This is a genomic window from Janthinobacterium sp. RA13, assembly GCF_000745325.1.
GTDB lineage: Bacteria > Pseudomonadota > Gammaproteobacteria > Burkholderiales > Burkholderiaceae_D > Janthinobacterium > Janthinobacterium rivuli.
Window position 1 is genome coordinate 6,407,198 of record NZ_JQNP01000001.1, and the last position, 14,061, is coordinate 6,421,258.

Genomic DNA, 14,061 nt, shown 5'->3' on the forward strand with positions numbered 1-14,061 from the left:
TGTGGTGGCTTAACGGATGCGCATGCCAGGTTCGGCGCCCGGCCACGGGTTCAGGATGTAGATGCCTGGATTGGCCTTCTCATCTGCGCTCGATGCCGCCATGACCATGCCTTCGGAAATGCCGAACTTCATCTTGCGCGGCGCCAGATTGGCCACCAGCACCGTCAGCTTGCCGACCAGTTCTTCCGGCTGGTAAGCCGAGCGGATGCCCGAGAATACGTTACGCAAACGGCCTTCGCCCGCATCGAGGGTCAGGCGCAGCAGCTTGTCGGAACCGTCGACCAGTTCGCAATTGACGATTTTCGCGATGCGCAAGTCGACCTTGAGGAAGTCATCGATCTTGATCTCGGGCGCCAGTTCCTCGATGGCGGCTGCGGCCGGAGCAGCGGATACTGCGTCATTCGCGGCGTCGCCGGCAGGCGCGGCAATGGCGGCGGCAGCTTGTGGCGCGTCAAACAGCGCTTCGATCATCTTCGCATCCATGCGCGTCATCAAGTGGCTGTAGGCGCCGATGGTACGGCCCAGCATGCTGTTCGAGACGGCGTCGCCGAACACTTGCGTATCGGCCCAAGTAAATTCTGCGTCGTTGAGGAACGATGCCACGTTCTTGGCCACGCCCGGCAGGACCGGCGACAGCAAAATCGTCAGCTGGCGGAACAGGATCAGGGCCGTGGTGCACACGTCGTGCAGCTCGGCCGTCTTGTCCGCATCCTTGGCCAGGATCCACGGCTTGTTTTCATCGACATACTGGTTGGTGATGTCGGCGATTTCCATGATTTCACGCAAGGCCTTGCCGAATTCGCGGTTCTCGAAGTGTGCGGCGATGCTGGCCTGGCGCTCGACGATGACGCCGTTGACGTCCACCGTCAGCGCGCGGTTGATCCAGCTTTGCGCGCCTTCCGACAGCGTCGACGCCAGCTTGCCGTCGAAACGCTTGGCGATGAAGCCGGCGCAGCGGCTGGCGATGTTGACGTACTTGCCGATCAGGTCGCTGTTCACGCGGGCGACAAAGTCTTCGCCGTTGAAGTCCAGGTCTTCCACTTTCGAGTTCAGCTTGAAGGCGATGTAGTAGCGCAGCCATTCCGGGTTCATGCCCAGGTCCAGGTAGCGCAGCGGCGAGATGCCCGTGCCGCGCGACTTCGACATTTTTTCGTTGTTGACCGTCAGGAAGCCGTGTACGTTGACTTTCAGTTTGTCGATCACCGGGTGATTGGCGAACTTCAGCATGGCGGGCCAGAACAGCAAATGGAAGGAAACGATGTCCTTGCCGATGAAGTGGATCTGTTCCGTCGACGGGTCGTTCAGGAAGGCGTCGAAATCGATGCCTTTCTTGTCGCAATAGTTTTTCAGGCTGGCCAGGTAACCGACGGGCGCATCCATCCACACATAGAAGAATTTACCCGGCGCATCAGGAATCGGGATGCCGAAGTAGGGCGCATCGCGCGAAATATCCCAGTCGGCCAGCTTTTCACCCGCTTCGCCCAGCCATTCGCTGACCTTGTTGACCATTTCCGGCTGCAAGCGGCCTGGCGTGTTGAGCCAATCTTTCAGGAATTCGAAGCAGCGCGGATCGGACAGCTTGAAGAAATACTGTTCCGACGGCTTCATTACGGGCGTCGCGTTGGTAAACACCGAGAACGGGTTGACCAGGTCGGTCGGCTGGTAGGCGGCGCCGCACACTTCGCAATTGTCGCCGTACTGGTTCTTGGCGCCGCATTTCGGGCATTCGCCCTTGATGTTGCGGTCGGCCAGGAACATGCCCTTGACCGGGTCGAAGAAGCGGTCGACGGTTTTCGTGACGATCAGGCCCGTATCGCGCAGCTTGCGGTAGATCGATTGCGACAGGTCGACGTTTTCCGGCGAATCGGTCGAATACCAGTTGTCGAAGGCGATATGGAAGCCATCGAGGTACTGGGCGCGGCCGGCCGCGATGTTGGCGACGAATTGCTGCGGCGTGATGCCTTCCTTTTCGGCGGCGATCATGATGGGCGTGCCATGCGTATCGTCGGCGCCCACAAAGTGCACTTCACGGCCGGCTGCGCCATCGCGTTGCATTCGCTGGAACCGGACCCAGATATCAGCCTGGATGTATTCCATGATGTGGCCAATGTGAAAAGCGGCGTTTGCGTAAGGCAGGGCAGTGGTGACGAACAGCTTGCGAGTCATGATTGATGCACTTTTGGGATGGATAATAGGACATTTTAACAGCGGAAAGGCAATATGAGCAGATGCAGCGCCGGCAAGTGATGCTTTTGCCGCCATCGCGCCATGCAAATTTGCGCTAGACTGCGCGTATTGCACATATGTAGTACACACGGAGATTTACATGAGCATCACAGTAGAAGACGTCAAGGCCGCGCTGGCCCAGGTTATTGATCCAAATACACATAAAGATTTCGTTTCCAGCAAAACCGTCAAGAATCTGAAGGTCGATGGCGATGATATTTCCCTCGACATCGAACTGGGCTACCCCGCCAAAAGCCAGATCGACCTGATCCGCAAATCCGTGCTGGCCGCCCTGCGCGTGCTGCCGGGCGTGGGCAACGTCAGCGTCGGCGTGTCGTCGAAAATCATTTCGCACACGGTGCAGCGCGGCTTGAAGCCGATGAGCAACGTGAAAAACATCATTGCCGTCGCTTCCGGCAAGGGCGGTGTTGGTAAATCGACCACGGCCGTCAACCTGGCCCTGGCCTTGGCGGCCGAAGGCGCCACCGTCGGCATGCTCGACGCCGACATCTATGGTCCGTCGCAACCGATGATGCTGGGCATCAGCGGCCAGCCAAAAACGCTGGACGGCAAGAGCATGGAGCCGATGGAAAACCACGGCCTGCAAGTGTCGTCGATCGGCTTCATGATCGATCCGGACGAGCCGATGGTGTGGCGCGGCCCGATGGTCACGCAAGCCTTGCAGCAATTGCTGGACCAGACCAACTGGCGCGACCTCGATTACCTGATCGTCGACATGCCGCCAGGCACGGGCGACATCCAGCTGACCCTGTCGCAGAAAGTGCCCGTCACGGGCGCCGTCATCGTCACGACGCCGCAGGACATCGCCCTGCTCGACGCGCGCAAGGGCTTGAAAATGTTCGAGAAGGTCGGCATCCCGATCCTCGGCGTGGTGGAAAACATGAGTACGCACATCTGTTCGAACTGCGGCCATGCGGAAGAAATCTTCGGCGCCGGCGGCGGCGCGAAGATGTGCGCGGACTTCGGCGTGGAATTCCTCGGTGCCTTGCCGCTGACCATGGCGATTCGCCAGCAGACGGATTCGGGCACGCCGACCGTCGTGGCCGAGCCGGAAGGCCCCGTCGCCGCGATCTACAAGCAGATCGCCCGCACCATCGCCATCAAGGTGGCGGAAAAAGCGAAGGACATGACCAGCAAGTTCCCGAGTATCGTGATCAAGAACGATTGATCGATAGCCAGCTTAAGGCCAAGGCAAAGACTGGGGTCGAACCCTCAGGGTTCGACCCCGGCTCTTCATGGGTTAACAATCCTGCGCCATGGTCGCCAGGAATATGGTTTCATGCAGTCTGTGTTGTTATTAAACAAGAGGAGACATCATGCAATTGACCACCGTATTCCTGCGCCAGGCCGCAGTCCTGGTCGCCGGCAGCCTGCTGGCCGCCAGCGCTTTCGCCCAATCCGTCTCGTTCGTCGAGCCAGTCGATGGCGCGACGGTGACGAGCCCGTTCAAAGTGAAATTTGCCGTCAAAGGCATGGACGTCAAGCCGGCCGGCGACATGACGGCCAAGACGGGCCACCATCATCTGCTCATCAATATGGGGCCGATGAAGGCGGGCGAGATGATACCCATGGATGATAAACACTTGCATTTCGGCAAAGGACAAACGGAAACGGACGTCACCTTGCCGCCTGGCCAGTACACGCTCACCATGCAGTTCGCCAATGGCGCGCACCAGTCATATGGACCGGAGTTGAGCAAAAGCATCAAGGTGACGGTCAAGTAAGTCAGGCAGATTGTCTGTTGCGGCATAAGGCCGGGTTCCAGCGATGGAACCTGGCCTTTTTTATATTGTTGCCTCTTGTCATTATTGTGTCATATAGTCGGCGTATGCTGGCCGGTGGCCTAACTTTTGATGAGCGGATATGACGAAACATTTCTCCCTTTCCCGGCAACTGGCGCAGGCGCTGCTGCTGGTCGCTGGCGTGGCGGCGTGCCAGGCGCATGCGGCCAAGGCGCTTCCTGCCTCTGCGGCGCAGCCGAAGCTGGTGGTCGTGCTGGTGGTGGACGGCTTGCCGCAGGAACAGGTGACGCGCTACCGCGACCAGTTCGGCCAGGGCGGTTTCCGCCGCCTGCTGGAGCAGGGCGCGTGGTTCAGCGATGCGCACCAGGCGCATGGCATCACGGTCACCGCCATCGGCCACTCGGCCGTGCTGTCGGGCGCCTACCCGTACCAGCATGGCGTGATCGGCAATAACTGGATCGATCCCGTCACGAAGAAATCCGTGTACTGCACCGAGGATGGCAATTTCCATTACATCGGCGAAGAGACGCAACCCGACGACGGCACGGCGCCGACGAAACTGCGCGTGAGCACCCTGGGCGACGAGCTGCGCTATGCCACGGGCGACAAGTCCAAGGTCGTCACGGTGTCCGGCAAGGACCGCGGCGCCATCCTGCTGGCCGGGAAAACGGGCACGGCGTACATGTACATGGAAAAGACGGGCAATTTCGCCAGCAGCACCTACTATATGCAGCAGCATCCGCAATGGGTGCAGCGCTACCAGGCGGCCAAGCCGCAGGACCGCTATTACGGCAAGAGCTGGACGCCGCTGCTGGCCGATGCGGCCTATGTCAATGATGCCCGCGATGACATCGTGGCGGCCAAGCCGGGCACGCGCAACACCTTCCCGTTTGCCTATTACAGCGACAGCGGCAAGCTCGATGGCGAGTACTACAGCCGCCTGAAATCCGGTCCCTTCCTCGATGAACTGACCCTGGAATTCGCCCGCGCCGCCATCGATGGCGAGAACCTGGGCCGCAACCCGGCCGGCGTGCCCGATATCCTCGGCGTGAGCCTGTCCGCGCACGACTACGTGAACCATGCCTACGGCCCGGAAAGCAAGATGTCGCACGACCACCTGCAGCGCCTGGACCGCATGCTGGCGGGCTTCTTTCTTGATCTCGATAAAAAAGTCGGCATGGACAACGTGCTCGTGGTGCTGACGGCCGACCATGGCTTTGCCAACGTGCCGGAATTTGCCGAAACGCGCGGCTTCTCCGCCAAGCGCATCGATGGCGCCAAACTGGTCGATGCCTTGAACCAGCACCTGGCGACAAGCCTGGGCATCGACAAGCTGGTGACGACGTCATCGCTGCCGAATATCTACCTCGATTACGCGCTGGCGGAAAAGAACGGCGTTCATCGCGCTGCCCTGGAAGATGCGGCGGCCCGCTTCCTGCTGCAGCAGGACGGCCTGGCGCAAGTCTATACGCGCACGCAGATGGAAACGGGGGCCGTCGCCACACGCATGGACACCCTGATGCGCCGCGCCTGGAACCGCCAGCTGTCGGGCGACCTGATGCTGGTGACAAAACCGGCCTGGTACTTCGGCAAGGGCAGCGGTGGCACGTCGCACGGCACGCCGTACACGTATGACACCAACGTGCCGCTGATGGTCTTCGGCCCCCGCTGGATCAAGCCGGGCGCCTACGGCCAGTATGCGGAAGTGGTCGATATCGCGCCGACCTTGGCCCACCTGCTGCGCATACGCCAGCCGTCGGCGTCGGAAGGGCGGGTGTTGACGGAGGCGGTGCGCTAACGATGTTGGCTTGTGGTGTTGTCGGCTTACGCGCTGCGCGCTAAGCCGACCTACATTGGCCTTGTGGTGGGCATAGAGCGTAGGTCGGATTAGCGGGGCAAAGCCCCGCGTAATCCGACGACATCGTTGGCAAAACCGCTTACAGCAGCCAGTCTATCGGCAGCACCGACAAAATCGCCACCCCTATGCGCTTCCACACGCTGGTGCCCGGTTCCGTGTCGTAGCGCGTTGTGGTGCCGCTGGCGTCGCGGGCGATCCAGTACAGCGCACCGTCGTCGCCCAGCAGCACCTGGTAGGCGCGCTGCGGGATGGTGGTGCGCATGGCCTGGCCCAGCTGGCTGGCCAGCGCGGGGCTGTCGATGACGAGGCCCATTTCCGTATTCAATTCGATGGAGCGCGGGTCGAAGTTGAACGAACCGACGAAGACGCGCTGGTCGTCGACGGCAAAGGTCTTCGCATGCAGGCTCGATGCGGAGCTGCCGAAGCGGCCCGTCTGTTCGCGCGCATCGCCGCGTTCCCACGAGCGGCGCGACTCGTACAGCAGCACGCCCGCTTCCAGCAGCGGCTTTCTCCACTTCGCATAACCGGCATGCACGGCCGCCACGTCGGTCGCTTCCAGCGCATTCGTCAGGATGCGCACGCCCACGCCTTTTCTTGCCAGGTCGGCAAAGGCTTGCGTGCCGGCTTTGCCGGGCACGAAATACGGCGACACCAGGTCCACTTCCTTTTCCGGCACACCGAGCAGGTTTTGCAGCTTGTCCGCCACGCCCGTGCCGGGCCTGGCCTTGTCCAGCACCTTGGCCGGGTCGTCGCTGACCATGCGCGTCCTGGCCCATTCGAAGGGCAGGGTGCGTTCCATCATCTGCTTGACGAAGGGCGAGGTGCGCAGCGCCTGCACGTATTCCTCGGCCGCCTTGGTGTCGTCGATGCGGTCCGCCTCGGCGGCGATGGTGGCCGCGTCGCCCTCGACTGGGCTCGTCAGCAGCAGCCTGGCAGGGTAGGCCGAGGTGCTGTTCCAGTAGCGGTCGAAATCGTGCGAGACGTCGTCGACGACGGGGCCGATGGCCAGCACGTCCAGGTCGGCGAACAGCACGTCGCCGGCCGCGCCAAAATATTCATCGCCCACATTGCGCCCGCCGACGATGGTGGCCTGGTTATCGGCCGTGAACGATTTATTGTGCATGCGCCGGTTGAGGCGGGAAAAATCCGTGGCAAAGGCGAGAACGCGCGGTGAACGGGGCGCGAAGGGATTGAACAGGCGGATTTCCAGATTCTGCTGCTTGCCCAGCATCGTCAGGGTCTGGTCCAGCCCCGCCGTGTTGTTATCGTCGAGCAGCAGGCGCACGCGCACGCCCCGTTCTGCCGCCTGGCGCAGGGCGTCGAACAGCAGGGTGCCCGTGATGTCCTTGTGCCAGATGTAGTACTGCACGTCCAGGCTGCGCTGGGCGGCGGCGGCCAACAGGGCGCGCGCGGCAAACGCATCGCGCCCGTCGACCAGCGGATAAATGCCGGACACGCCCGGATGCTGCGCCACCATGGGCGCAATGGCCGTGGCCAGTTGGGTATGTGTCGTATCGGCAATGACGGTGGAGGGAATGCGGCCTTCCAGCGAAGGCAGTGAAGCGCAGCCGGCGAGGACGGCGGACAGCAGCAGGGGCAGCAGAGGCAGTAGAAAAACGCCGCTGCGGCGGGCAAGGGTAGTGGCGGGCATGGCGGGCTTTCATCGAGTTGCCCCGATGTTAGCAGATGCGCATGCCCGCACGCGGGCGCGGTTTTAGAGTTGTTCCAGTGCGATCAGTTCGGCCACCGTCTGGCGGCGGCGGATCAAGCGGGACTGCTCTCCATCGACCAGGTATTCGGCCGCATGCGGGCGGCTGTTGTAGTTCGACGACATCGACGCGCCATACGCGCCCGCGCCTTCGAAGACGACGTAGTCGCCCACCTGCGCTGCTGGCAGCAGACGTGTTTCCACCACGCCGCCATCGCGCTGGGTAAACACGTCGCCCGATTCGCACAGGGGGCCGCCGACCACGGTGGCGTGCTGGGTGTCCAGTGCCCGGCCGTCATGCGCGATGACCGACATTTCATGGTAGCTGCCGTACATGGCGGGGCGCATCAGTTCATTGAAACCCGTATCGAGCAAGGTGAAATGGTTGCCGCCCATTTGCTTGGTGGCGCGCACCTCGGCCACCAGCAGGCCCGCGTCGGCCACGAGGAAGCGGCCCGGTTCGATTTCCAGGTGCACGGGGTGGCCCAGGTGCCCCTCGATCTGCTTGCGCGCCGCATCCCACAGCTGGAAGTAGTGGTCCGTATCGACGGGCTGCTCGCCTTCGCGGTAAGGCACGGACAGGCCGCCGCCGGTGGAAATGGCTTCGATGTCGTGGCCCATGTTCTTGACCAGGTCGACCATGGTGCCGCAGACGGTTTCCAGGTGGCTGTAGTCGACGCCCGAGCCGATGTGCATGTGCAGGCCCACCAGGTGCAGGCCATGCGCGCGGATGACGGCCAGCGCCTCCGGCAGCTCTTCATGCCAGATACCGTGCTTGCTGTTTTCGCCGCCCGTATTGGTCTTGTTGCTGTGGCCATGGCCATAGCCGGGATTGAGGCGCAGCCAGACGCGGTGGCCGGGCGACACAGGGCCCAGCTGGCGCAGCATGTCGACGGAGCCGCAATTGACTTCGATCTTTGCCGCCGCCACGCGCGCGAGGGTGGCGCGGTCGAACAGGTCGCACGTAAACACCACGCCGGCGGCGCCATTCGTTTGCGCCGGCGTAAAGCCTGCCTGCAGCGCGCGCTCGATCTCGCCCAGCGAGACGGCATCCACGTGCACGCCCGCTTCGCGCATCAGGGTGAGCAGATGGATGTTCGAATTGGCCTTTTGCGCGAAGCGCACGGTGTCGAACTGCGCCAGTTGGGCCACGCGTGCGCGGATGGTGGCCGCGTCATACACCCACAATGGCGTGCCGTGTTCCTGGGCGAGTTGGGCGAGGGTGGCGTCTGGCACTGGTTTCATGGTGGTTGTCTTTGTCATGTGATGGGTGGCGTCCGAGGTGGTGTCGGATTGCGCGGGCTTTGCCCGCTAATCCGACCTACGATGCTGGCCATGATGCCGCTTTTTAGGCTAAACATAAAATATCCATTTACGCTGACCTTATTCATTTATGATATGGACATGACTATCTCCTTGCGCCATATCGAAGTCTTCCGCGCCATCATGACGACGGGCAGCGTGACGGCCGCCGCCCCCATGCTGCACACGTCGCAGCCCACCGTCAGCCGCGAGCTGGCGCGCCTCGAGCACTTGACGGGCCTCACCCTGTTCGAGCGCGAGCGGGGGCGTTTGCGTCCGACGGCCCAGGCGCTGCAACTGTTCGAGGAAGTGCAGCGCGCGTATTTCGGCCTGGAGCGCATCGTCAGCACGGCGGCAGCCTTGCGCCAGTTCGACCAGGGCCAGTTGTCGATCGCCTGCCTGCCCGTGTTTTCCCAGTCCCTGCTGCCGCAGGCGTGCAAACGCTTCGTCGCCGATTTTCCCAAGGTGAGCATCAGCATCACGCCGCAGGAGTCGCCGCTGCTGGAAGAGTGGCTGTCGGCGCAGCGCCACGACATCGGCCTGACGGAAGTGGGTAATGCGCCGCCGGGCACCGCGCTCGATACCTTGATGTCCGTCGATGAAGTGTGCGTGCTGCCCGATGGCCATGCGCTCGCAAGTAAAACCGTGCTGCAGCCGGCGGATTTTGCGGGCCAGCCTTTCATCAGCCTGGCCGCCGTCGACCCCTACCGCCAGCAGATCGACGCCATTTTCGCGCAGGCCGGCGTGGAGCGGCGCATGGCGCTCGACACGCACAGCGCCGCTTCCGTCTGCGCGATGGTGCGCGAAGGCGTGGGGCTGGCCATCGTCAATCCACTCACGGCCCTCGATTATGCGGGGCAGGGCTTGCAGATCCGCCGCTTTGCCGTGTCCTTGCCGTTCACGGTGAATCTCGTGAAACCTTTGCACCGGCCCCTGTCACAACTGGTCGCCCTGTTCGAGCGGGCGCTGCATGCGCAGGCGGAAGAAGTAAAAAGGCGGCTGCTGGCACTATAAGACAAGCCCCTTGAAGGACCGGGGTCAGACCCTCAGGGTCTGACCCCAGCGTTCGTGGTGGGGTTTGCCTTAGGGCTTTGCTTAGGTAGTAAAATGGCGTTTTACTTATTCAAGCCTGACTACTTCGATGACCACAACCGCTACTCCCGTCCGTACCCGTTTCGCTCCCAGCCCGACCGGCTATCTGCACCTGGGCGGCGCCCGCACCGCTTTATATAGTTGGGCGTATGCCCGCCACTTCGGCGGCACTTTCGTGCTGCGCATCGAAGACACGGACGTGGAGCGTTCCACGCCGGAAGCCGTGCAAGCCATCATCGAAGGCATGAAGTGGCTGGGCCTGGATCACGACGAAGGTCCGTTCTACCAGATGCAGCGCATGGACCGCTACCGCGAAGTGGTGGCGCAGATGCTGGCTGAAGGTACGGCATACCACTGCTACTCGTCGCAGGAAGAAGTCGAAGCGATGCGCGAGCGCATGCGCGCCGCCGGCGAAAAGCCCCGCTACGATGGCACCTGGCGCCCGGAGTCGGGCAAGACCCTGCCGGCCATTCCTGCCGACCGCAAGCCCGTCGTGCGCTTCAAGAATCCGCTCGATGGCGACGTGACGTGGGACGACGTGGTCAAGGGCACGATCACGATTTCGAACCGCGAACTGGACGACCTGGTGATCGCCCGCCCGGACGGCACGCCAACGTATAACTTCTGCGTGGCCGTTGACGACTGGGACATGCAGATCACCCACGTGATCCGCGGCGACGACCATGTCAACAACACCCCGCGCCAGATCAACATCCTGCGCGCCATCGGCGCACCGCTGCCGCTGTACGGCCACCTGCCGATGATTCTGGGTGCGGACGGCGAGAAGCTGTCGAAGCGCCACGGCGCCGTCAGCGTGATGGATTACCCGGCGCAGGGTTTCCTGCCGGAAGCGATGCTGAACTACCTGGCGCGCCTGGGCTGGAGCCATGGCGACGATGAAGTGTTCTCGACCGAGCAGTTCTGCGAGTGGTTCAACCTGAACCACCTGTCGAAATCGGCGGCACAGTTCAACAATGAAAAACTGGCCTGGCTGAACAACCACTATATCAAGCAGGCCGACAACACGCGTCTGGCCAGCCTGGCGCGTCCGCAAATGGTCGCTGCCGGCGCCGTCTTCGAAGGCGCGCCGGACCTGGCGCAAGTGCTGGGCATGATGAAAGAGCGCGCCAACACGGTCAATGAACTGGCCGCCGCCTCGATGCTGTTCTTCCGCGCGCCGCAGCCGGAAGCGGAACTGGCGGCGCAGCACATCACGGACGCCATCAAGCCAGTGCTGGCGCAGTTCGCCGAGCGCATCGCCACGGTGGAGTGGAGCAAGGAAGCCGTCGCCGCCATGATCAAGGAAGTGCTGGCCGCCAACACCATCAAGATGCCGCTGCTGGCCATGCCTTTGCGTTTGATTTTGACGGGCCAGCTGCAGACCCCGGCCATCGACCAGGTGGTGGTGATCTTCGGCCGCGACACCGTGCTGGCGCGCCTGGCAAAGTGGCTGTAATCGCCGCGCTTAAATTCGCGTAAAAATACGGTGCGGAAACCGCCCCTATGAAAAGTTGCTCATAGACGAAAAAGGGTATTTGCAGAGTGAAACTTCTTTGCTATACTCTTGTTTCTGCACCAACGGGGTATAGCTCAGCTGGGAGAGCGCTTGCATGGCATGCAAGAGGTCAGCGGTTCGATCCCGCTTACCTCCACCAGCAGCAATGATGTTGCTTGTTGAAGTGGTGCAGATGTTGTTTGGAAGTTCCGCGGTCCCCATCGTCTAGAGGCCTAGGACATCACCCTTTCACGGTGAGTACAGGGGTTCGAATCCCCTTGGGGACGCCAGGTAGTTGTGGTATAGTAGTGGCAGTTGTTTGTACTGATTGTTGTAAGTTCAGGCCCGTAAAAAACGGAATCTGGATGGAAAGCAAGTAGTGGAACAAAGTCGCCAAGTGCGGCTTTTATTATTTCTGCGCCCGGGGGGTATAGCTCAGCTGGGAGAGCGCTTGCATGGCATGCAAGAGGTCAGCGGTTCGATCCCGCTTACCTCCACCAACAGCGCAGAAGTAAAGCAGCAAACTGTAGTGCCGAGGTCCCCATCGTCTAGAGGCCTAGGACATCACCCTTTCACGGTGAGTACAGGGGTTCGAATCCCCTTGGGGACGCCAGTTCAGTCTGGTGTTGTAGTAAAGAAGTAGCAGTGTTTCTGCGCCCGGGGGGTATAGCTCAGCTGGGAGAGCGCTTGCATGGCATGCAAGAGGTCAGCGGTTCGATCCCGCTTACCTCCACCAACAGCGCAGAAACAGGTAGTGAATAAATCAAAGTCGCCTAGAGCGGCTTTTTTTATTTTGGCGAAGTATTTCCGCCATACCCTTGGGGGAATATGGCTAAGCTGTTAGCGCGCTTGCATGGCATGCAAGAGGTCAGCGGTTAGCTCCCGCAAACCTCCGCCAACAGCGCAGAAATCACACAGTAATCAAAGTCGCCTTGAGCGGCTTTTTTTATTTGTGCTGGCGGTTTCTTCGCTCGGGGAATATGGCTAAGCTGTTAGTGCGCTTGCATGGCATGCAAGAGGTCAGCGATTGGCTCCCGCAAACCTCCGCCAGCAGCGCAGAAATCACACAGTAATCAAAGTCGCCTCGAGCGGCTTTTTTGTTTCCGCGACACTTTTCGCCATACCCCTCGGAGGAATGTGGCGTAGGTCGGATTAGCGCAGCGTAATCCGACAACACCGTCGGCCTAACTCGGCATCCATAAGTCGCTTATGCGGCTTTTTTTACGCCTGCTGAAATTACAATAACGCAGTATTTCCATATCGCACGCGCATCTTCTGCCCCATAGGGAGATCTGTGCAAATAAGATGGAAAATAAAACCCCGGCAGTTGATTTCGTGAATCGCTTCGTGTTAAACTTCGCGCACGCTTTTTTGAGGGGCTAAGCAAAGCCTTCAACGAAGAGTCCGCTGAGAGTAAAACCAGCACAGGTCCCCATCGTCTAGAGGCCTAGGACATCACCCTTTCACGGTGAGTACAGGGGTTCGAATCCCCTTGGGGACGCCAGGATTTAGTTGTAAAGTAAGAGAGCAGCGCTGAACGGGCCTGACAAGTCAGGCTTTTTTTGTTTCTGCCATATTGCTGCAGTACCGGGTCAGGATGCAAAGTAGCGCATTCAGGACAGATTTCTGTCCCCATCGTCTAGAGGCCTAGGACATCACCCTTTCACGGTGAGTACAGGGGTTCGAATCCCCTTGGGGACGCCAGATTCGCGTAGTAATAAGGTCGGGATGCAAAGCAGCGCATCCAGGACAGATTTTCTGTCCCCATCGTCTAGAGGCCTAGGACATCACCCTTTCACGGTGAGTACAGGGGTTCGAATCCCCTTGGGGACGCCAGACCGGCTGAATCAGCCAACAAAAAAGCCGCCTGGTAACAGCGCGGCTTTTTTGTTATGGGCCGCCATGCCAACGTTTTTCTCTTTCCCTTGCATATGCCATTACCCACCGATCGCGCAGCATCTCTGGCCATCTTCTGCAAAGTCGTCGACAACTACGGCGATATCGGCATTTGCTGGCGCCTCGCGCGGCAGTTGAGCGGCGAGCATGGCGTCGCCGTCACCCTGTGGGTCGATGATTTGCCGAGTTTCCAGCGCATCTGTCCTGAAGTCGACGTGGCGGCCGAAGCGCAGCACGTCTCTGGGGTCACGGTGCGCCACTGGCGCGGCCAGGATGGCGCGTTTGCGCCCGCCGATATCGCCGATATCGCCGATATCGTCATCGAGTTTTTTGCCTGCGACATTCCGCCCGGCTATATTGCCGCCATGGCGCAGTGCGCGCCGCAGCCCGTGTGGCTGAACCTGGAAGGCTTGACGGCGGAAGAGTGGGTCGAAGGCTGCCATGCGCTGACGTCGCCGCGCCGGCATGATCAAGCATTTCTTCTTCCCGGTTTTTTACCAATAAAACGGGCGGCTTGCTGCGCGAGGCGACGCTCGATGAAAAAAGGCTGGCATTCCAGGCCGATGCCGGCGTCATGGCGGCATTCCTGGGGCAATTCGGCGTGAGTCCGGCGGAAATGTCTGCCTTGAAGGTATCGCTGTTCTGCTACCCGTCCGCGCCCGTCGCCGAGCTGTTTGGCGTGTGGCAGGCGGGCAGCGAACCCGTGACGTGCCTGGTGCCG

The 14,061-nt window shown here is 61.0% G+C and carries 8 protein-coding genes, 7 tRNA genes and 1 pseudogene; 13 read left to right on the top strand and 3 right to left on the bottom strand.

The window, feature by feature from the left end; genetic code table 11:
- Positions 1 to 9: 9 nt before the first annotated feature.
- Positions 10 to 2,166: a methionine--tRNA ligase gene (gene metG, locus FG13_RS28505; RefSeq protein WP_035826614.1), complete on the bottom strand. Its 2,157-nt coding sequence runs from the start codon at positions 2,164 to 2,166 to the stop codon at positions 10 to 12.
- A 160-nt stretch (positions 2,167 to 2,326) separates the two neighbouring features.
- Here metG and apbC point away from each other — a divergent pair, with 160 nt between their 5' ends.
- From apbC to FG13_RS28520, 3 genes are all read left to right on the top strand, one after another.
- Entirely contained in the window at positions 2,327 to 3,415 is a 1,089-nt protein-coding gene (gene apbC, locus FG13_RS28510; protein WP_035826616.1) for an iron-sulfur cluster carrier protein ApbC, read from the top strand.
- Positions 3,416 to 3,563: 148 nt separating this feature from the next.
- Complete coding sequence (locus FG13_RS28515) at positions 3,564 to 3,971, top strand: DUF4399 domain-containing protein (protein WP_035826618.1); 408 nt, start codon at positions 3,564 to 3,566, stop codon at positions 3,969 to 3,971.
- Between the two features lie 139 nt (positions 3,972 to 4,110).
- The gene (locus FG13_RS28520; protein ID WP_035826621.1) at positions 4,111 to 5,787 is read left to right on the top strand and encodes an alkaline phosphatase family protein; all 1,677 of its coding nucleotides are present in this window, start codon (positions 4,111 to 4,113) and stop codon (positions 5,785 to 5,787) included.
- A gap of 139 nt (positions 5,788 to 5,926) precedes the next feature.
- Here FG13_RS28520 and FG13_RS28525 read toward each other — a convergent pair whose 3' ends face one another.
- Positions 5,927 to 7,498 (bottom strand): phospholipase D family protein, encoded by a 1,572-nt coding sequence (locus tag FG13_RS28525; protein ID WP_081922758.1) that lies wholly within the window; start codon positions 7,496 to 7,498, stop codon positions 5,927 to 5,929.
- A 63-nt stretch (positions 7,499 to 7,561) separates the two neighbouring features.
- A complete protein-coding gene (lysA, locus tag FG13_RS28530) occupies positions 7,562 to 8,800 on the bottom strand; it encodes a diaminopimelate decarboxylase (protein WP_035826624.1) in 1,239 nt (412 codons plus the stop codon).
- A gap of 159 nt (positions 8,801 to 8,959) precedes the next feature.
- Here lysA and FG13_RS28535 point away from each other — a divergent pair, with 159 nt between their 5' ends.
- The 10 genes and pseudogenes from FG13_RS28535 to earP all read left to right on the top strand — a co-directional run.
- On the top strand, positions 8,960 to 9,871 hold the full coding sequence (locus tag FG13_RS28535; protein WP_035828980.1) for a LysR family transcriptional regulator: 912 nt from the start codon (positions 8,960 to 8,962) through the stop codon (positions 9,869 to 9,871).
- A gap of 127 nt (positions 9,872 to 9,998) precedes the next feature.
- Positions 9,999 to 11,405, top strand: a complete 1,407-nt coding sequence (gene gltX, locus FG13_RS28540) for a glutamate--tRNA ligase (protein ID WP_035826626.1) — start codon at positions 9,999 to 10,001, stop codon at positions 11,403 to 11,405.
- A 253-nt stretch (positions 11,406 to 11,658) separates the two neighbouring features.
- Positions 11,659 to 11,734: transfer RNA gene (locus FG13_RS28550), tRNA-Glu, on the top strand.
- Between the two features lie 134 nt (positions 11,735 to 11,868).
- Positions 11,869 to 11,944, top strand: a tRNA-Ala gene (locus FG13_RS28555).
- A 37-nt stretch (positions 11,945 to 11,981) separates the two neighbouring features.
- Positions 11,982 to 12,057, top strand: a tRNA-Glu gene (locus FG13_RS28560).
- Positions 12,058 to 12,104: 47 nt separating this feature from the next.
- Positions 12,105 to 12,180, top strand: a tRNA-Ala gene (locus tag FG13_RS28565).
- A gap of 692 nt (positions 12,181 to 12,872) precedes the next feature.
- A tRNA-Glu gene (locus FG13_RS28570) sits at positions 12,873 to 12,948 on the top strand.
- 124 nt (positions 12,949 to 13,072) lie between these two features.
- Positions 13,073 to 13,148 (top strand) — tRNA-Glu (locus tag FG13_RS28575).
- Positions 13,149 to 13,204: 56 nt separating this feature from the next.
- Positions 13,205 to 13,280: transfer RNA gene (locus FG13_RS28580), tRNA-Glu, on the top strand.
- Between the two features lie 95 nt (positions 13,281 to 13,375).
- A pseudogene (gene earP, locus FG13_RS28585) lies at positions 13,376 to 14,061 on the top strand (elongation factor P maturation arginine rhamnosyltransferase EarP); the annotation flags it as partial.